We start from the raw sequence: 18,659 nt of genomic DNA, 5'->3' as shown, positions 1-18,659 counted from the left end.
TAATGCGTACAAGCAGTTTCCATTCTCTGGTTTTCGCCCTTCTCACCAGCCTCTCTCTTACGGCAACCGCGGTACCTGTCAACGCACCCGAGGTGAAGAATGCACCTTTGGTGCAGGATGTAGCCGCCATGGCGCAATCCGGAAAAGTCGATCTCAATAGTGCTGATGCACCTACGCTGCAGCGTGAACTAGCTGGAGTGGGTGAGGCCAAAGCCAAAGCGATTGTTGCTTATCGTGAAAGTAATGGTGCGTTTGCGTCAGTTGACGAATTGCTGGAAGTGAGGGGTATAGGCAAGGCGATTCTGGATAGAAACCGCGACAGGATCGAAGTGAACTGAAGTGTGATAAAAACGACAAAGGCCGATCATTGATCGGCCTTTTTCTTTAGAGAAACTAATGCCCGATGGGCTGATCACCCGAACTCAGGCAAACAACATGTCGGTATTGCTCAGCAAGGTCGTCTGGCCGAGCAGCGTGATATTGCCACCGTGAGCGCCATCGCCCGCGGTGTCGAAAGTCACAACCAGCCCATTGTCTTGCAGCGTTTGTGTCACAGCCTTGGTAGAAGCCGTCCAGCCATAGATATACAGGGTGTCTTCACCTTGTTTGAAGTCCTGGATGGTGTCTGAGCCCGAGCCCGCGTTGAATACGAAGACGTCCCGCCCCTTGCCACCAATCAGCAAGTCGTTGCCGGTGCCGCCGACAATGAAGTCGCCGCCGTTTCCTCCAGCCAATACGTCGTTGCCATCTTGGCCGTACAGCGAGCAGCTCGCATCCGAGTGAGACTGGATGACGTCATTGCCACTGTTTAACCCGGTGGTACTGCCAGCCAGTTCCGCGCCAAGCGTGCCGATATAGAGGATTTTGTCTGCCGCATTACCGCCATGGATTTTTTCGGCATACCCCGAGCCAGGGTTGGCAGCGACGGTCGTCGTATTAAAGCCTTTGAGCGGGTCAGCGTTGAAAACAAATGTAGCGTCTTTGGCGGTGAGCAGTGTCGTACGGCCTTCAATCAACATCCCGCCATCAAAACGTGAGTCGCCATCTGTGTCATAGCGAAGATAGACGCCGTCCGAGGTCAGCTTCTGGTCGACCCGGAAGTTGAACTCTTTTTCTGAAATTTGCGTACGACCGGTACCGCCGGTACCGCTAACGCCGAGGAAAACCAGCTGGTCGGCACCTACGCCGAAACTGTCGATGGTGTCGTTGAAGCCGTCGCCCTTCGAAAACGCGTACTGGTCTGCACCGTAACCGCCAGACATGTAGTCATCACCAGTGCCACCGACCAGAAGATCTGCCAATTGCCCGCCAATCAGGATGTCATTGCCCTGATTACCGTAAAGTTGGCCGCCGGAAAAGCGTAGCGCGAGCGTGTCATCACCCGCTCCACCGACGAGCGTGGCGAACACCGGGCTGAGTGAACTGCCGTCATATGAAACGAAGTCAGCGCTCGAAGTGCCGGTGATCGTGGCTCTCCCGTTGTTGGTGACGGCGTTGCTATCGGTAAAGTGCGTGGAGGTCAGATCGTTGACACCGCCGTCTACGGTATAGTCAAAGACTCCGCTCAGAGAGTTGGCAATGCTGGCCAGTAACGTATCGCTCAGACTGTCGTTGCTGGTGTAGAGCTTATGCTCTGTAGTAATAATTTGCGCAGCGTAGAGATTAGCCAGGCGCAAAGCTTCTGCGCCTGTCTCTGACCATCCGGATTCACTGGCATTATGAGGAATGAAATTTTCAATATCGTCTGCGTTCATCATGTCTTTGACACCGACACGCTCGCCCGTGCGAACGTCGGTGTAATAGACGTTATAGTCCGCGTCCTGAATTTCCCATTTGTTGGTAGTTGTATTAAAAATTTCAAGGTACGTATGTCCCTGAAAGAACCCCTGGGAGTCTGAATACGTCCAGATGGTGCGTTTTTGCAGGCCAAGCTCCGCGCAGAGGCCGCTGAATACGTTAACCATATTGCCGCACAGAAGTTCTGCGCGTTCTGCAGTCGGGTCGCCTGTGACGGTTTTGTAAATTTGCTCGGCGGTATAGAAGGGGTCATTGCCGTGGGCAACCCACCAGGCGCCATCCGAGTGAGTTGTATTGGTGGCCAATAGTTCGCGGGCGACGTCTTGCAGCAACGCGCCGGTTGCAGTCGCTTCTTCACGGACGATATCGGCGAGTAAAGAAAAATAATTGATCAAAAGTGACTCCATATTAATTGGGTGGCCGCTCCCGATATCCGAATCGTTCTGCAAACGGCGTTGCTGGCCAAAATTTCACATATGTTACAGTTTCTTGGCCGGCATGTTAAAGAACCATTATCAACTATAGCGGAATTATAAATCGTCAGAGAGTAAGGGCCAGCGCTGCTCGTCGCTTGGATTGCAACGCCAGGATGCTGGCGATTTCATTCTGCGAGCGGTGCTCCGGTGGTACACTCGCGCGCCCCGCAATCCCCGATCAACACATTAGGTTGTCAGTTCCGAGATGATACGCAGTGCACCCGAAAACAGCTTGCAAGTAGCCCTGAGGGCCTGCAGGGACAGTTTCATGTCGGTGGGTTTTTTCAGCCTGTTCATCAACGCTCTGATGTTGGTCCCGACCTTCTACATGCTCCAGGTCTATGGACGGGTAGTCACGGGCGGCAGCCTGACGACACTGGCCATGTTGACCATTATTCTGACCTTTCTGCTCGTGACCATGGGCCTGCTGGAGTGGGTACGCTCGCGGATCATGGTTCGTGTCAGTACCAGGCTCGACGTGTTGCTTGGCCGGGATGTCTACCGGGCGAGTTTCAAGCGGGCTCTGGACAGCGGTGGACAGGACGCATCGGCCCAGTCGCTGAGCGATCTGACCGGGCTGCGCCAATTCATGTCCGGGAACGGTCTGTTCGCGTTTTTTGATGCGCCGTGGCTGCCGATCTATGTCGCGGTGCTGTTCCTGTTTCACCCCTGGTATGGCTGGACGGCAATCGGTTGTGCGGTGATTTTGCTGGCGTTGGCCTATATCAATGAGCAATCCACGGGCAAAGTCCTGGCAGAGGCCAATAAAGAGAGCATTGGCGCGACGCTGCAAACCAACAAGAATTTGCGCAACGCCGAAGTGATCGAATCCATGGGCATGCTTGACTCCCTCATGTCACGCTGGAGTCTGCGGCACAAGAAAGTACTGCTGTTGCAATCCCGAGCCAGTGATCGCAGCGGGATCATTACGTCGATCTCAAAAACTTTCCGTCTGCTTGTGCAATCACTGATTCTCGGTCTTGGCGCTTATCTGGCGGTCAGCCATGAGATCAACCCCGGGCTGGTGATCGCAGGTTCCGTGCTGTTGGGTCGAGCACTGGCCCCGCTGGACTTGATGATCGGCAGCTGGAAAGGATTCATCGCTGCCCGTTCACAATACGCGCGACTGAACAGCATTCTCGACCAGCAAAATGCCGAACCCGAGCGTATGCAATTGCCCGCTCCAATCGGTCATGTGACGGTGGAAAACCTGACCCTGGGGGCTCCCGGTGCAAGGACTCCGATCATTAAAGGCATCGGTTTCAACGCACCGGCAGGCGCAATGATCGGTGTCGTTGGCCCAAGTGCCTCGGGCAAATCCACGCTCGCCAAGGCCTTGGTGGGCGTGTGGAAGCCACAGCATGGCGTAGTCCGTCTGGATGCTGCCGATATTGCCAATTGGGACAAAAGCCAATTGGGACCGCACCTCGGGTATTTGCCGCAAGACATTGAATTGTTCGAAGGCACTATCAGCGACAACATCGCGCGTTTTGGTGTCGTAGATCCGGAAAAAGTGGTGCTGGCGGCCAGGACCGCAAGTGTCCACGAAATGATTCTGATGCTGCCCAATGGCTACGACACGGTCATCGGCGAAGGGGGCATCAATCTATCGGGGGGGCAACGGCAGCGTATCGGGTTGGCCCGGGCAATCTATGGCAGCCCGCGGCTTATCGTGCTCGATGAGCCGAACGCTCACCTGGACGAGGTCGGCGAGCGCGCGCTGGCGTTGGCGTTGCAGCAGATAAAACTTACCGGGGCAACGGTTTTCGTGATCGCCCACCGGACTTCGATTCTGGCCCAACTCGACCGCTTGCTGGTGATGAACGCCGGCACGATCAGTTTGTATGGCCCGCGGGATCAGGTCCTTGCGCAACTCAATGCGCATCAATTGCCCGCCCAGCAAAAGCCTGGCGCACGGGCAGGTACAGACGTCGCTTCGACCGAAGTTTGACAGGAAGCTATCGATGAACCGCACGCTCACTACTCCTGCCGATACTTTTGCAGATCTGCCCACGTCCGACAGATCCGTACGCCGTAAAGGATTTCTCATTGTCTTCGTGACGTTCGGCCTGTTTGGCGGATGGGCGGCATTTGCTCCGCTCGACGGCGCGGCTTACGCGCCGGGCGTCGTTACCGTGCAAACGTATCGCAAGACGGTGCAGCATCTGGAGGGCGGCATCGTCAAGGACCTGCTTGCCCATGATGGCGATGTCGTGAAAAAGGGTGACCCGATCATCGTGCTTGATGACGCTCAACTGCGATCCGAGTACGAGATGACCCGCAGCCAGTTAATCGCTGCCAGGACAATGGAGGCGCGCTTGCTTGCCGAGCGGGATGACCTGCCGGCGATCGCATTCCCGAATGATCTCAATTCCGACAGTCAGCGCAGTTCCGAGGCGCGTTACGGCGAGACTCAGGTGTTCAACGCACGGCGTAGCTCGCGACTTGGACAAATTGCAGTCCTGCAAGAACGTATTGGCCAGTTGAATCAGCAAATAAAGGGAACCGACACCATGATCGGTACCAAGACCAATTTGCAGGAATCCTATAGCGGCGAAATTGCCGAATTGAAAGAGTTGCTGGCTCAGGGTTTTGTCGACAAACAGCGGATGCTGGAGCAGGCGCGCAAGTTGGATTTGCTCAAGTCTGAAGTGGCGGATCACCGCTCGACAAACATCAAGACCAGGTTGCAGATCAACGAAACCCAGTTGCAGATCCTGCAGATCGACAAGGACTTTAATGCCGACGTTACCAAGCAGTTGGCAGAGACCCAGACCAAGGCCTACGACTTGCAGGAAAAAGCCTCGGCGCTGGAGGATCGCCTGAGCAGGGTGGTTATCCGCGCTCCGGAAGACGGGATGGTGATTGGCATGACGGTTCACACCATCGGTGGCGTTGTGCGCCCCGCAACCCCGTTGCTGGATATCGTTCCATCGGTTTCCGACCTGGTGGTCGAGGCGCAGGTCTCGCCCAATGACATCGATCGAATCGCTATCGGCAAGTTGGCGGACATTCGCTTCAACGCCTTCAACACGGCCACGACACCCGTCATCGAAGGTCGGGTGACGAGTGTATCCGGCGACCGCTTGATCAACGAGAAAACCAGTGCGCCGTATTACCTGGCCCGAATCAGTGTGACTCAGGAAGGGGCGCGCAAGCTGGGTGATCGCAAGCTGTTGGCGGGTATGCCGGCAGACGTATTGATCAACACCGGAGAGCGCACCATGCTGCAGTACTTGATGCAGCCGGCACGTAACGTTATCGCCCAGTCGATGATCGAGGAGTGATTGTGCGTCTGTTTCCCTGCCTGGTGTTGGGTTCGATGGCATTGCCTGTCCACGCCACCGAAGCGCCCGTCGCCGGGTCCTCTATCACGACACCGCCAACGGCATCGGTCAGTAAGCAGAACTACTCGGTTGACTTGATGCAGTTGTACCGCGAGTCACGCCTGGAAGATCCTCGGGTGATCGCTTCTTACTCCAAGGCTCAATCCGGGGTCGAACAGCAAACCCAGGCATTTGGCAGTCTGTTGCCCTCGGTGACGGCTAACGCCGGTTTCAACCGGATCAAACAAACCAACCTTCAAATCGACGAGGCCTACAACAGCCGCAATTACTCGGTTGGGCTGACCCAGCCTTTGTATAACAAGGCTGCCTGGGAAAACTACCAGCACTTCAAAAGCCTGGCAAAGCAGGCGGACTCCGAATCGAAGGAGGCTCAGGCCGAGGCCACGGTGGATCTTGCGCAGCGTTACTTCGCTGCACTGGCTGCCGATGATGAACTTGAATTGGTGCAGGCCGAGCGCAGGGCTACCCAGAAAAACCTCGATAGGGTCAGTGCGCTCTACAGCAAACAGCTGGCAATGGTTACCGACATGCTGGATCTCCAGGCTCGAGTCGATTCACTGGCGGCCCAGGAAGTCGATGCGCGTAACCAGTCCAGCCTGAGCCGTGTTGCGTTGTCGGAAATTATCGGACGGCCGGTCAAAGAGAAGCTGAGCCGTGTGCGTAATGACGTCGAATTGAAGGTGTCCGCCGAAAGCCTGGACAGTTGGGTGAATTTGGCGATTGCCGATAATCCGGCGATCAAGGCCAGTGAGAATGCTCAGGAGGCTGCCGAGGCTGCCCTGCGCGCCGGTAAGGGCGGGCACTATCCCACGGTCAACTTGAACCTGAGCGCTCAACAGACTAACGAGGGTTACAACAATTCGTTGGCGCCGCAGACCGACAGCTATGTCGCGGGGGTGGGGGTACAGATTCCGATCTATAGCGGTGGCGCGACGTCCGCGCGGGTAAGGCAGTTGTATCAGGATCAGCTCACCGCAGAACAACAATTGGTGGCGACACGTCGTCAGGTGGTCAAGGAAACGACCAACGCGTATTTGACTGCTGACTCAAGCGTGGAAAAAATTCATGCCAATCGCAATGCACTGGCTTCGGCCGAACAATCGCGCATTGCAGCAGAAAAGGCATTCACCTACGGCGTGGTTAATGCCGTGGATGTATTGACGGCGGTGCAGAACGAGTTCACAGCGCGTCGCGATCTGCTCAAGACTCAGTACGACTTTATAACCAACCTTTTTATCCTGAATCGCTGGGCCGGTAAGTTATCGGAAGAAAGTGTCGAGAACGTCAATGTCTGGTTGAGTGGGAATGATCAAGCGATCACTTCACCAGAGACGCTGCGAAAATAAGTTGTCGCCCGTTAACCCTTCTTTGCTTATGGCGTTTTCGACAAGTTAAGTCGTTTAGCAAGCAATGTAGTTTTTGAGGGGATAAAGGCAGACACTGAAGCGATAGGGCAAGTCGAGCTGCGCTTGCAGAGCAAACGCAGCACTCGACAATCAACGACGAGATGGATGCATTGAAAGCAGGGCGCGACGAAGAATGGCGACGCCCACGCCGAGGATGAATCCAAAGATCAGACCAAATCCGACGATCAGGGCTTTCTTCGGTTTAACAGGTGCTTGAGGTGCTGTCGCATCTTTATCAACCTGAACCAGGTTGAATTGATCGAAGTTTACACTCAGCTGTTTCAAGTGAGTCAACTCTCCGCGAATATCTGCGAAGTCCTTGAGGAACAACTCAGGATGATCCCGCTCTTTGAGCAGTACCGCTTCGCGGTTGGTAGCCAGCAGGTTGAGTTCTTTTTGAATCTCATCAATACGCGGCTCGGTGAAGTCATCGGAATTACGAGTTACCAGAGTGGCGCGTTCTGCTTCCAGTGCCGCCTGTCCAAGGAAGTACAGCGGTATTTTCTGATTGTTGACTTCCGTGCGGATCATGTTGCCCTGATGTGACTGCTCTCCATCTCCCAGCGCCGAGGGCGTGGTGGGTTTTACAATGCCAAGTTTCTTGGCGATGACGATGGCTTCATCAAGCTCTTTGATGCGGTTTTGTCTGCGGCTTTGCAGTTGTTGACGCAGTGCTTTGAGTTCGTCTTGAAGCATTTGTTTTTTTAACTTGTCTTTTTCCAACAAGTTGGCGATTTTTGAGTCTTTTTCCGCCTCATAGGCTGACTTTTTTGACTCTAGCTTCTTTTCCACATTCTCGATGCGGTTGGCAATCAGTGTTTTCAAGTTTGCAGCGACTTTTTCTTTTTCGACTTTAACGACGAATTCGGTAAAGGCTTTCAAGATGCCTACACCATCTACACCCTGAGGGTATCTGAGGCTAAGGCCAATGGCTTCAGTAAGGCTGGAGCTTTTCTTAGGGTCAACTTTTTCAAGCGAAAATGCTTTTTCGTTGAACTTTTCAAATGTTGATTCAATGGATTGCCCAGGTGCCTGCAATGGCGCAAGGAACTGTGGATTGGCCTGGAAGAATTTTAGGCGGACATCATAAGACTGCATTGATGAGCCGATGTTATTCAACGCATCATTTGGCCGAATTTTGTAAAGTCCGGATTCATTGAGTTCATCCAGGTCTGCCAGTGGCACAGGCCGAACAAAAGTTTCAACTTCATATTCCGGTGTTGCCAGTAGGGCATAAGAAATAGCGGCAGTAACAGTCAGTGCAGTAAACAGTAAAACAATCGCCCGTTGGCTCCAGAGGCTACCAATAAGCTCCTTTACTTCAGCAACTTCGTGTCCTGGGGTATTAATTGTATTTACTGGAATGTTCATCACGCGCTCTGAAAGTTTGGACAGACGCTCCAAAGTGTTTCTGGAAAATTATCGTCATCCAGGTTGGAAAAAATTTACATCTGGTAAAATTTTTTGGATTTTCCTGCATTTGTTACCAAACAGCAAGGGTGAGAAAGGGTCGCAGATGTGAGCACAGGAGGTTCGGGCGGCGCTTCGATTCCTTCCTGGACTGGTTCGAAGCATGCGACTCCTGTCCCGCGGTTACCGTTGAAAGCGCTCTGTTTACCCACCCCTCCCTTTATCGGTCGGCCTGCAAGACCGTTCATTCCATCGGCCAGGCTCGGCGCGGTTTCGTGTTCATTCAGGGTCTACTCTCATTCTGGCCGGGCCGCCGATGAGAGTCTGCCGTTTCTCGGGAATAAAAAATTACGGCTATCATATTGAGTTTAAATTATGCATATAATATAAACGGTCTGCGCCGAAGTGTTTTGGCGTCAGGCGACTTTCATCATCCTTCAGGAGCACCGTCATGAATTCAGTTCAGTCCCAAGGTACGGCCCTCGTCACTGGCGCTTCTTCCGGTATCGGGGCGGTTTATGCGGAGCGCTTGGCAGCCCGTGGTTTTGATTTGTTGCTGGTGGCTCGCGACGAGCAGAGACTGGAGGCGGCAGCGAGCAAGCTACGCTCGGAGCATGGGGTCAAGGTTGAAGTGCTGAAGGCGGATCTGACCCAGAAGGCAGACGTGCTGCAACTCGAACAGCGCTTACGCAGCGACTCGAGCATCAGTCTGTTGCTCAATAACGCCGGCGTAGCGGCGGACGGACTCTTGGCCAATGCTGATACCGATCAACTGGAGCGAATGATTCAGTTGAATATCACCGCTGTCACGCGGTTGGCCTCGGCGGCTGCGGCCAGTTTTACCAAGGCCGGGCGCGGCACGATCATCAATATTGCATCGGTGGTGGCGTTGTTTCCCGAGCGTTTCAACGCGACGTACAGCGCAAGCAAGGCCTATGTTTTGAGCCTGACTCAATCATTGAACGCGGAACTGGACGGCACCGGGGTGAAGATCCAGGCAGTGCTGCCCGGGGTGACACGCACCGAGATCTGGGAGCGTTCTGGCATCGATGCGTCTCAGATTCCCGCGGACATGGTGATGGAGGCGGGTGAGATGGTCGATGCTGCATTGTCGGGGCTCGATCAGGGTGAATTGATCACCATTCCTTCGTTGCCTGATGCGGCGGATTGGGATGCGTTCGTGGCGGCGCGTCATGTGATGGCGCCTAACCTTTCCAAAAGCAAGGCCGCTGCCCGTTATCGGTAAGCGCCATCAACCGGCTTGAGGTGTGTGTGGTATGAGTGATCGTCGCGTGGTTGTAACAGGTATGGGCCTGGTGTCACCGCTTGGGAGCGGTGTCGAGGCGGTCTGGGAGCGGCTGCTGGCCGGGCGTTCCGGGCTGCGCAATCTGCCGGATGAGGTGGTTGCCGATCTGCCGGCCAAGGTCGGCGGTTCGGTGCCTGCGCTGGCGGAAGATCCGCAGGCCGGGTTCGATCCGGATCGGGCAACCCCACCCAAGGAACAGAAGAAAATGGACCGCTTCATTCTGTTCGCCATGGAGGCTGCGCGTCAGGCACTTGAGCAGGCGGGCTGGCAAGCGCTGGACGCCAATGCCCAAGAGCGCACGGCTACCATCATCGGTTCCGGAGTGGGGGGGTTCGGCGCGATTGCCGACGCGGTGCGCACCACCGATAGCCGTGGCCCGAGACGTTTGTCTCCATTCACTATCCCTTCATTTCTGGTCAACCTCGCGGCAGGTCATGTGTCGATCCAGCATGGCTTCAAGGGGCCATTGGGTGCACCGGTCACGGCATGCGCTGCCGGAGTTCAGGCGATTGGCGACGCGGCGCGGCTGATTCGTACGGGTGAGGCGGATATTGCCGTGTGCGGCGGCGCGGAAGCAGCGATCGATCGGGTCAGCCTTGCCGGGTTCGCGGCTGCTCGCGCTTTGTCCAGCGCTTACAACGAAACGCCAGAGCGTGCTTCGCGACCTTTCGACAGCGGCCGCGACGGTTTTGTCATGGGTGAAGGGGCCGGGCTGCTGGTCATCGAGTCTCTGGACCATGCGCTGGCGCGCGGCGCTCAACCACTGGCGGAGCTGGTTGGCTACGGCACCAGCGCCGATGCCTATCACCTGACCGCCGGCCCCGAGGATGGCAGCGGTGCGCGGCGAGCGATGTCGTTGGCATTGGCACAAGCAGGTGTTTCGCCGGCTCAGGTCCAGCATCTGAATGCTCATGCAACCTCAACTCCGGTGGGGGATTTGGGGGAGCTGGCGGCGATCAAGGCATTGTTCGGGGCGAAAAATGGCATTGCTGTGACATCCACCAAGTCGGCGACCGGGCATTTACTCGGCGCAGCGGGTGGGCTCGAAGCGATCTTTACGCTGCTGGCGATCCGCGACCAGATCGTGCCGGCGACGCTCAATTTCGAGAACCCGGACCCTGCCTCTGAAGGCGTGGACATCGTTCATGGCAGTGCGCGGCCGATGGCTATCGAGTACGCGTTGTCCAACGGCTTCGGATTTGGCGGGGTCAATGCCAGTGTGCTGTTCAAGCGTTGGCAGGGTTAATCTTGTGAGTGTTTGAGGTGTTCGCGTGTGACGTCGAGAATCCGTTGGGCAAACTCGGCGTCTGCAACGCTGCGCGATAACAGCAAGGCGCCGACCAGCGTCGACATGATGACAATGCTGCGGTCGGCGGTTTGCTCTCCGTCAAGGGTGCGCTGGATCTGATCGAGTCGTGCCTGGAGTACGACATCGCTGGTTGGGCTCGGTTGACCGCGCAGCCCCAGTTCCGAAGAGATGGTCAACAGCGGACAGCCCTCGTGAGGCGAGGTTTGATGCCATTCGGACAGGTAGGTGTCGATGAAGGCTTCGAGTGGGTGTTCCTCTGCGAAGATTTGCGCGCACAACTCGTCGACCTGTACGCCAGCCTCTTGCAATGCTTTTTCCACCAGTTCGTCTTTGGACTTGAAGTGCGAGTAGAAGCCACCGTGGGTCAAGCCCAGTGCTTTCATCAGGGGTTGCAGCCCGGTCGCGCCGATACCGTCGCGTCGAAATCGCGCTGAAGCTTCCTTGATTATGCGTTGGTGGGTCTGGGCTTTATGGTCCTGCGAGTAACGCATCTGATATCTCCGCATCAATGCGGCCCATATTAACCAATGAAAATTGCATGGTGACTGTACTTCTACTTCTAAAGAACATGCAGATGATTCGATATGGGTGCAAAGCGGCATGATTTCAGGCGCTTTTCACGTAAAAACAAACCCCGCCGTTCAGGGCGGGGTTTTCAGTCAGCGGTCCTGCGCTTCCTTGGCGTCCATTTCCGCATTGCGTTCGGCGACGCGCTTACGTTGCTCTTCGGTCAGTTCGACCTTGTTGGCGGTGTCGCGCAGCATCATCAGACCACCAACGATCGAGCCGATGGCAACGACCAGAATCAACCAGGCATACCAGGGCATAGGACTCTCCTTGAAAAAGCAGGCGGTTCGGCAAGGGTCGCCAACCGATCGTGCATACCACTTTGAGTGATGGGGGTTAATCGCAGTTCCATCGCTATCACCCCCATTCTATGCCTGTTGTTCAAGGTTCACTCGAGCGCTTTCAAAGTCCGGTCAGCATCGCATCCGCCGGTGCGTCGGCGCGCAATTTCGCGGTGAGTGTGAAGTACACGAAACCAGCCGCCATGAAGCCCAGGAAGATCAGACCGATCAAGGTGTTGAACCAGGCCATCGCCACCAGGCACACCACCGCCAGCATCAATGCAATGAATGGCACCAGCGGGTAGCAGGGGGCGCGGAAGGTACGCTCCAGGTTTGGCTCTGTTTTACGCAGTTTGAACAGGCTGAGCATGCTCATGATGTACATCACGATGGCGCCGAACACGGCCATGGTGATCATGGCGGCGGTCAGCGTCATGCCGCCGAGGTTGATCAGGCCGTCGCTGTAGATGGCTGCGATACCGATCAAGCCACCGGCGATGATCGCCCGGTGCGGGGTTTGAAAACGCGACAATCTGGCCAGGGACGCCGGCAGGTAACCGGCCCGGGCGAGGGCGAAGAACTGTCGCGAGTAGCCGAGGATGATCCCGTGGAAACTCGCCACCAGACCGAACAGGCCAATCCATACCAGCATGTGCAGCCAGCCGGAGCTTTCGCCTACCACGGTTTTCATCGCCTGCGGCAGAGGGTCGTTGATGTTCGACAGGGTGCGCCAGTCGCCGACGCCACCGGCGAAGAACATCACGCCCATCGCCAGTAGCACCAGGGTCAGAATACCGCTGATGTAGGCCTTGGGGATCGTGCGTTTCGGGTCCTTGGCTTCTTCGGCGGCCATGGCTGCGCCTTCGATGGCGAGGAAAAACCAGATGGCAAAGGGGATCGCCGCGAACATCCCGGCAATCGCCGGGGCGCCGAACACGTCGGAGCCGGCCCAGCCATTGAGCGCGAAGTTGCTGAAGCTGAAGGCCGGAGCGACTACGCCCATGAACACCAGCAATTCAGCGACCGCCAACACGCAGACCACCAGCTCGAAGGTCGCCGCCAGCTTCACGCCGAGGATGTTGAGGCCCATGAACACGATATAGGCACCCACTGCCGCGTGTTTCGGGTCCAGGGCAGGGAACTGGACATTGAGGTAGGCGCCGATGGCCAAGGCAATCGCCGGTGGGGCGAAAACGAATTCGATCAGGGTCGCCAGCCCGGCGATCAAACCGCCTTTTTCGCCAAAGGCGCGACGGCTGTAGGCAAAGGGGCCACCGGCGTGAGGAATGGCGGTGGTCAGCTCGGTGAAACTGAAGATGAAACAGGTGTACATGGTGGCGACCATGAACGAGGTCACCAGGAAGCCCAGTGTCCCGGCCACGCCCCAGCCATAACTCCAGCCGAAATACTCCCCGGATATCACCAGCCCGACCGCGATGCCCCATAGATGCAATGTGCCCAGCGTGGGTTTGAGTTGTGTGTTCATGCGTTTGCTCCCTGAGTGGTTTGGAAAGCTCAGGGGAGGGCTGTGCAGCGGACGTGCCATTTTGCGATGGTACGTCGTAATGGCTGGAAAGCTGTCGTATCGGGGATGATCGCTACTGGATACGCGAATTTTTTGCCTCAGTCAGGGGCGCTGTTGCTACTGATGCCGCTTTCGCGAGCAAGCCCGCATACCCGCTACCCTACGCCGTTGCGACGCGCAGATTTGGTGTTTCAATGCCGGTGCGGGTAGCGGTTGATACTCAGGATTGTTCAGTCAGGCACTCGCGCAGCGCTGCTTGCCAGTCAGGTTGACTGACGCCCCAGTCGCGCTGCAAGCGACTGCAATCGAGTCGCGAGTTGAGCGGCCTGGCGGCGGGAGTGGGGTAGTCGCTGGACGGGATCGCAAGCAGGTCGGCGCAGGGCTTGCCCTGTTGTCGCAGTGCTTCGCCAATTGCCTGGGCGAAGCCAAACCAGGAGGTCTCACCTTGAGCGGTCAGGTGATAAGTACCCCAGTTGGCCACTTCGTTCGCCTGCCAGTGTTCAATCAAGGCAAGGGTGCTGTTGGCGATTGTGCCGGCCCAGGTCGGTGCTCCGATTTGATCGGCGACTACACGTAACTCCGGTTTCTCTTGCAGCAAACGTTGCATCGTCAGCAGAAAGTTACGGCCATGGGTTGAATAGACCCAACTGGTACGCAGGATCAGGTGTCTGCCTTGCACGTCCCTGATGGCCTGCTCACCGGCCAGCTTGCTCTTGCCGTACACCCCGAGCGGGTTGGGCGTGTCGTCCTCGTTGTAAGGCGCAGCTTTCGTCCCGTCGAATACATAGTCCGTGGAGTAATGGATCAACGGGATGTCGAGATCCAGTGCCTCTTCGGCAAGTATGCCGGGAGCTACAGCGTTAATGGCAAAGGCTGATTGCGGCTCGTTTTCTGCCAGATCAACCGCCGTATGGGCCGCGGCGTTGATAATCAGATCAGGCCGGACGTTTTGCACCTGACGGCGAATCTGATCGGGTTGCGCGAGATCGAGCTGGTCGCGACCCAATACGATCAGTTCGCCAACAGCCCCCAGTCGCCGTTGCAACTCATGTGAAACCTGACCATGCCGGCCATTGATGAGTACTTTCATGGGCGAAGTCCGATCTCCTTACCGGGCAAATCGGGCGTGCACAGGTTCATTGCTCTTCCCCTGCCAGTTTGGCCAGGTACTGGCCATATCCGGTCTTGCCGAAGTACCGGGCGCGCTCGAGCAACTGCTCGCGGTCGATCCAGCCATTTTCATAGGCTATCTCTTCGAGACAGGCGACTTTGAGGCCTTGGCGGTGTTCGATGGTTTGCACGTATTGAGAGGCTTCGAGCAAGCTGTCGTGGGTGCCGGTGTCGAGCCAGGCGAAGCCTCGACCAAAACGCTCGACCTGCAGATCGCCACGTTGCAGATAGGCATTGTTGACGTCGGTGATTTCCAGTTCGCCGCGTGGCGAAGGTTTCACCGCCTTGGCGATCTCGATCACATCGTTGTCATAGAAATACAGGCCGGTAACGGCATAACTGGATTTCGGCTTTTTCGGTTTTTCTTCAATGGATAGCGCACGGCCTTCGCTGTCGAAGTCGATGACGCCGAAGCGCTCGGGGTCTTTGACCCAATAACCGAACACGGTGGCGCCGGATGAGCGTTTTGCCGCGTTCTGCAATTGTTCGCCAAAGTGCTGACCGTGGAAGATGTTGTCGCCCAGGATCAGGCACACAGGGTCATCGCCAATGAACTCTTCGCCAATCAGGAAAGCCTGGGCCAGACCGTCCGGAGATGGCTGCTCGGCAAAGCTGAAATTCACTCCGAACTGGCTGCCGTCACCCAGCAGATTGCGATACTGAGGCAGATCCTGCGGGGTGGAAATCAGCAGGATATCCTTGATGCCGGCCAGCATCAGCACCGAGATCGGATAGTAGATCATGGGTTTGTCGTAGACCGGCAACAGCTGTTTCGACACGCCGAGTGTAATCGGGTGCAGGCGCGTGCCCGAGCCACCCGCCAAAACGATACCTTTCATCATGCGAGCAGCTCCTTGGGATTGATGGCGCCAAGGCGTTCACCTTGATAGCTGCCGTCTTGGACGCGGCGGCACCACTCCATGTTGTCCAGGTACCATTGAACGGTTTTGCGCAGGCCGGTCTCGAACGTCTCTTCGGGCACCCAGCCCAGTTCGCGTTCAATCTTGCTGGCGTCGATTGCGTAGCGTAAGTCATGTCCAGGACGATCCTGGACGAATGTGATCAGGTCGGCGTAATGCGCAACGCCCTCAGGCTTTTGCGGTGCCAATTCTTCAAGAAGGGCACAGATGCCACGCACCACGTCGATGTTCTTTTGTTCGTTGTGCCCGCCGATGTTGTAAGTCTCGCCGACGGTGCCTGTGGTCACCACCTTGAGCAGTGCCCGGGCGTGATCTTCGACGAACAGCCAGTCGCGCACTTGCAGGCCATTGCCATACACCGGCAGAGGCTTGCCGGCCAAGGCATTGAGGATGACCAGCGGAATCAGTTTCTCGGGGAAGTGGAACGGCCCGTAATTGTTCGAGCAATTGGTCAGCAGTACTGGCAGGCCATAGGTTCGCTGCCAGGCGCGGACCAGGTGGTCGGACGCTGCCTTGCTGGCGGAGTAGGGGGAACTCGGCGCGTAGGGCGTGGTTTCCGTAAACAGGTCGTCGACACCGTGCAGGTCGCCGTAAACCTCGTCAGTGGAAATGTGATGAAAGCGGAAGACGCTTTTCTCGGGCTCCGGCAGGGTTTGCCAATAGGCGCGGGCGGCTTCGAGCAGGCTGTAGGTGCCGACGATGTTGGTCTGGATGAATTCCGATGGCCCGTCGATGGAACGATCGACGTGGGACTCTGCTGCCAGGTGCATGATCGCGTGAGGCTGGAAACGCGCCAGCACGGCGCTGACGGTCGCCTGGTCAACAATATCGGCTTGAACGAACTCGTAGCGAGTGTCGTTGGCAATGCTGGTCAGCGATTCGAGATTGCCGGCATACGTCAGTTTGTCCAGGTTGAGCACTTCATGCCCGGTGTGTTGGATCAGCTCGCGAACAAGGGCCGAGCCTATGAAACCGGCTCCGCCGGTAATAAGGATACGCACGTTGGGCCAGCCTTTTTTCAGTAATGCGAATGGCGGTAGCTTGCAGGCGCGAGCGGGGAGGTGCAAGAGTTCTTGACCCCATTGGGTTGCGTCGCGCCAATCAGGCTGGATTATCCATGACTTGCCGCCTTCACTCACTATTCTCGCGCACAATTTAGATATCTACGTACGTCACTCCGGGTTTTTCCACACCCAAGCGCCTCACTGCTGCCTGTAACCCCAGCGTAAGCCCACTCTTTACGCTTTCTTTATGCCCCGCGCACACCCTCGGTCTCGTTCCTTTACAGCCTCCTTTCCGACAATGACTCCACACGCGGCAATACGCCGTAACACGGAGAACTTCCATGAGCGTTCTGGACGGGGTGTCGCTGCTGCTGGCAGTGGGGCTGTTCATTTATCTGTTGGTTGCGCTGCTGCGCGCGGACCGGAACTAGGAGCGGCTATGCACAGTTATGACTATTGGCTGATCCTCGGGTTTTTCGCCCTGGTATTGGTCCCTGCGCCGTTTCTCGGGCGCTTCTACTACAAGGTGATGGAAGGACAGCGCACCTGGCTGACGCCGATTCTCGGCCCGGTCGAACGCGGTTGTTATCGTCTGGCCGGCGTCGATCCGCAGGCCGAACAGAGCTGGCAGAGGTACACACTGGCCTTGCTCGCCTTCAACCTCGCGGGTTTCCTGCTGCTGTTCGTCATCCTCCTGTTCCAGGACCACTTGCCGCTGAACCCGCAAAACCTGCCAGGTATGGAGTGGACGCAGGCGTTCAATACCGCTGTCAGCTTCATGACCAACACCAACTGGCAGTCCTACAGCGGCGAAGCATCGTTGAGCTACCTGAGCCAGATGGTCGGCCTCACCGTGCAGAACTTCGTCAGCGCCGCCACCGGCCTGGCGGTACTGGTTGCGCTGTGCCGAGGCATTGGCCGCAAGTCGACCAACAGCCTCGGTAACTTCTGGGTCGACATGACCCGCGCCACCCTCTACGGCCTGCTGCCGCTGTGCCTGTTGCTGGCGCTCTATCTGGTCTGGCAGGGCGTGCCGCAAACCTTCGCGCAATACGTGAATGCGGTGACCCTGCAGGGCGTTGACCAAGTGATTCCGCTCGGTCCGGCTGCCAGCCAGATTGCGATCAAGCAACTGGGCACCAACGGTGGCGGTTTCTTCGGCGTGAACTCGGCGCATCCGTTTGAGAACCCGACGGCATGGAGCAACCTGTTCGAAGTGACCTCGATCATTCTGATCCCCGTTGCGCTGGTCTTCACCTTTGGCCACTACGTGAAAGACCTGCGCCAGAGTCGCGCGATCATCGCCTGCATGCTGGCGCTGTTCCTGATCGGCGGCGCAACCTCTCTGTGGGCTGAATATCAATCGAACCCGGCACTGAACAACGTTGCCGTCGAGCAGACTGCGCCGCTGGAAGGCAAGGAAGCGCGCTTTGGCACCACTGCCACGGTGCTGTGGTCGGTGACCACCACGGCCGCGTCCAACGGTTCGGTGAACGGCATGCACGACAGCCTCAACCCGCTGAGCGGCATGGTGGCGCTGGTCAACATGATGGTCGGCGAAGTGATCTTCGGCGGCGTCGGTGCCGGGCTCTACGGCATGTTGCTCAACGTGCTGATCGCAGTATTCCTGGCTGGCCTGATGATCGGCCGCACCCCGGAATACCTCGGCAAGAAACTGCAGGCCAAAGAAGTGCAATTGCTGGTAGTGACCCTCATGGTCATGCCGATTGGCGTACTGGTACTCGGCGCGATCGCCGCCAGCCTGCCTGGTCCGGTGGCCGCCGTGAGCAACCCTGGCGCCCATGGTTTCAGTCAGTTGCTCTACGCCTACACCTCAGCCAGTGCCAACAACGGTTCGGCCTTCGGTGGCTTCGGTGCCAACACTCCGTTTCACAACCTGATGTTGGGCCTGGGCATGTTGATCGGTCGCTTCGGCTACATCCTCCCGGTTCTGGCCCTGGCCGGCAGCCTGGCGATGAAGAAAACCGCGCCGATCGGGCAGAACAGCTTCCCGACCCACGGCCCGCTGTTCGTGACCCTGCTGACCGTGACCATCTTGTTGGTGGGTGGCCTGACCTTCCTGCCGACCTTGGCACTGGGTCCTATTGCTGAACACCTGAGTATGGGCTTCTAAGGAGCTG

Annotated in this window: 16 protein-coding genes; 8 read left to right on the top strand and 8 right to left on the bottom strand. The window is 57.0% G+C overall.

Annotation, left to right across the window (positions count from 1 at the left end):
• Window positions 1-2: 2 nt before the first annotated feature.
• A complete protein-coding gene (locus B0D71_RS24400; protein ID WP_103396988.1) occupies window positions 3-338 on the top strand; it encodes a ComEA family DNA-binding protein in 336 nt (111 codons plus the stop codon).
• 84 nt (window positions 339-422) lie between these two features.
• Here B0D71_RS24400 and B0D71_RS32125 read toward each other — a convergent pair whose 3' ends face one another.
• A complete protein-coding gene (locus tag B0D71_RS32125; RefSeq protein WP_103396987.1) occupies window positions 423-2,192 on the bottom strand; it encodes a calcium-binding protein in 1,770 nt (589 codons plus the stop codon).
• A 289-nt stretch (window positions 2,193-2,481) separates the two neighbouring features.
• On the opposite strand from B0D71_RS32125, the gene B0D71_RS24390 reads away from it, so the two are divergent.
• The 3 genes from B0D71_RS24390 to B0D71_RS24380 are packed head-to-tail and all read left to right on the top strand — an operon-like array spanning window position 2,482 to window position 6,966.
• Window positions 2,482-4,224 (top strand): type I secretion system permease/ATPase, encoded by a 1,743-nt coding sequence (locus B0D71_RS24390; RefSeq protein ID WP_103397093.1) that lies wholly within the window; start codon window positions 2,482-2,484, stop codon window positions 4,222-4,224.
• A gap of 13 nt (window positions 4,225-4,237) precedes the next feature.
• Window positions 4,238-5,560, top strand: coding sequence for an HlyD family type I secretion periplasmic adaptor subunit (locus B0D71_RS24385; protein ID WP_103396986.1), 1,323 nt, complete (start codon window positions 4,238-4,240; stop codon window positions 5,558-5,560).
• Window positions 5,561-5,595: 35 nt separating this feature from the next.
• Complete coding sequence (locus B0D71_RS24380) at window positions 5,596-6,966, top strand: TolC family outer membrane protein (protein WP_103397092.1); 1,371 nt, start codon at window positions 5,596-5,598, stop codon at window positions 6,964-6,966.
• Between the two features lie 150 nt (window positions 6,967-7,116).
• Here the strand turns inward: B0D71_RS24380 and B0D71_RS24375 are convergent, their stop codons facing one another.
• Window positions 7,117-8,397, bottom strand: a complete 1,281-nt coding sequence (locus B0D71_RS24375) for a GNVR domain-containing protein (RefSeq protein ID WP_103396985.1) — start codon at window positions 8,395-8,397, stop codon at window positions 7,117-7,119.
• Between the two features lie 490 nt (window positions 8,398-8,887).
• Here B0D71_RS24375 and B0D71_RS24370 point away from each other — a divergent pair, with 490 nt between their 5' ends.
• Together B0D71_RS24370 and fabF are read left to right on the top strand one after the other, a co-directional pair.
• Window positions 8,888-9,682: an SDR family NAD(P)-dependent oxidoreductase gene (locus B0D71_RS24370; protein WP_103396984.1), complete on the top strand. Its 795-nt coding sequence runs from the start codon at window positions 8,888-8,890 to the stop codon at window positions 9,680-9,682.
• Between the two features lie 31 nt (window positions 9,683-9,713).
• The gene (fabF, locus tag B0D71_RS24365; protein WP_103396983.1) at window positions 9,714-10,988 is read left to right on the top strand and encodes a beta-ketoacyl-ACP synthase II; all 1,275 of its coding nucleotides are present in this window, start codon (window positions 9,714-9,716) and stop codon (window positions 10,986-10,988) included.
• On the opposite strand, the gene B0D71_RS24360 is transcribed toward fabF, so the two are convergent.
• The 6 genes from B0D71_RS24360 to rfbB form a co-directional block, all read right to left on the bottom strand.
• Entirely contained in the window at window positions 10,985-11,542 is a 558-nt protein-coding gene (locus B0D71_RS24360; protein ID WP_103396982.1) for a TetR/AcrR family transcriptional regulator, read from the bottom strand. The two genes, fabF and B0D71_RS24360, sit on opposite strands and share 4 nt — an antisense overlap.
• 168 nt (window positions 11,543-11,710) lie before the next feature.
• A complete protein-coding gene (locus B0D71_RS24355; RefSeq protein ID WP_079246726.1) occupies window positions 11,711-11,878 on the bottom strand; it encodes a DUF2897 family protein in 168 nt (55 codons plus the stop codon).
• Window positions 11,879-12,020: 142 nt separating this feature from the next.
• Window positions 12,021-13,385, bottom strand: coding sequence for an ethanolamine permease (eat, locus tag B0D71_RS24350; protein WP_103396981.1), 1,365 nt, complete (start codon window positions 13,383-13,385; stop codon window positions 12,021-12,023).
• 259 nt (window positions 13,386-13,644) lie between these two features.
• Window positions 13,645-14,514 carry a dTDP-4-dehydrorhamnose reductase gene (gene rfbD / locus B0D71_RS24345; protein WP_103396980.1) on the bottom strand — a complete coding sequence of 290 codons (870 nt, stop codon included), beginning with the start codon at window positions 14,512-14,514 and terminating at the stop codon, window positions 13,645-13,647.
• Between the two features lie 46 nt (window positions 14,515-14,560).
• Window positions 14,561-15,436, bottom strand: a complete 876-nt coding sequence (gene rfbA / locus B0D71_RS24340; RefSeq protein ID WP_103396979.1) for a glucose-1-phosphate thymidylyltransferase RfbA — start codon at window positions 15,434-15,436, stop codon at window positions 14,561-14,563.
• Window positions 15,433-16,515, bottom strand: a complete 1,083-nt coding sequence (gene rfbB / locus B0D71_RS24335; RefSeq protein ID WP_103396978.1) for a dTDP-glucose 4,6-dehydratase — start codon at window positions 16,513-16,515, stop codon at window positions 15,433-15,435. Before rfbB ends, rfbA begins: the two co-directional genes overlap by 4 nt.
• A gap of 344 nt (window positions 16,516-16,859) precedes the next feature.
• Between rfbB and kdpF the strand changes: the two genes are divergently transcribed.
• Complete coding sequence (kdpF, locus tag B0D71_RS24330) at window positions 16,860-16,949, top strand: K(+)-transporting ATPase subunit F (RefSeq protein WP_007899818.1); 90 nt, start codon at window positions 16,860-16,862, stop codon at window positions 16,947-16,949.
• A gap of 8 nt (window positions 16,950-16,957) precedes the next feature.
• Complete coding sequence (kdpA, locus tag B0D71_RS24325) at window positions 16,958-18,652, top strand: potassium-transporting ATPase subunit KdpA (RefSeq protein WP_103396977.1); 1,695 nt, start codon at window positions 16,958-16,960, stop codon at window positions 18,650-18,652.
• Window positions 18,653-18,659: the final 7 nt, after the last annotated feature.

This window comes from Pseudomonas laurylsulfativorans (genome assembly GCF_002906155.1).
GTDB classification, from domain to species: Bacteria; Pseudomonadota; Gammaproteobacteria; order Pseudomonadales; family Pseudomonadaceae; genus Aquipseudomonas; species Aquipseudomonas laurylsulfativorans.
This window is presented reverse-complemented; position numbering and strand designations above follow the sequence as displayed.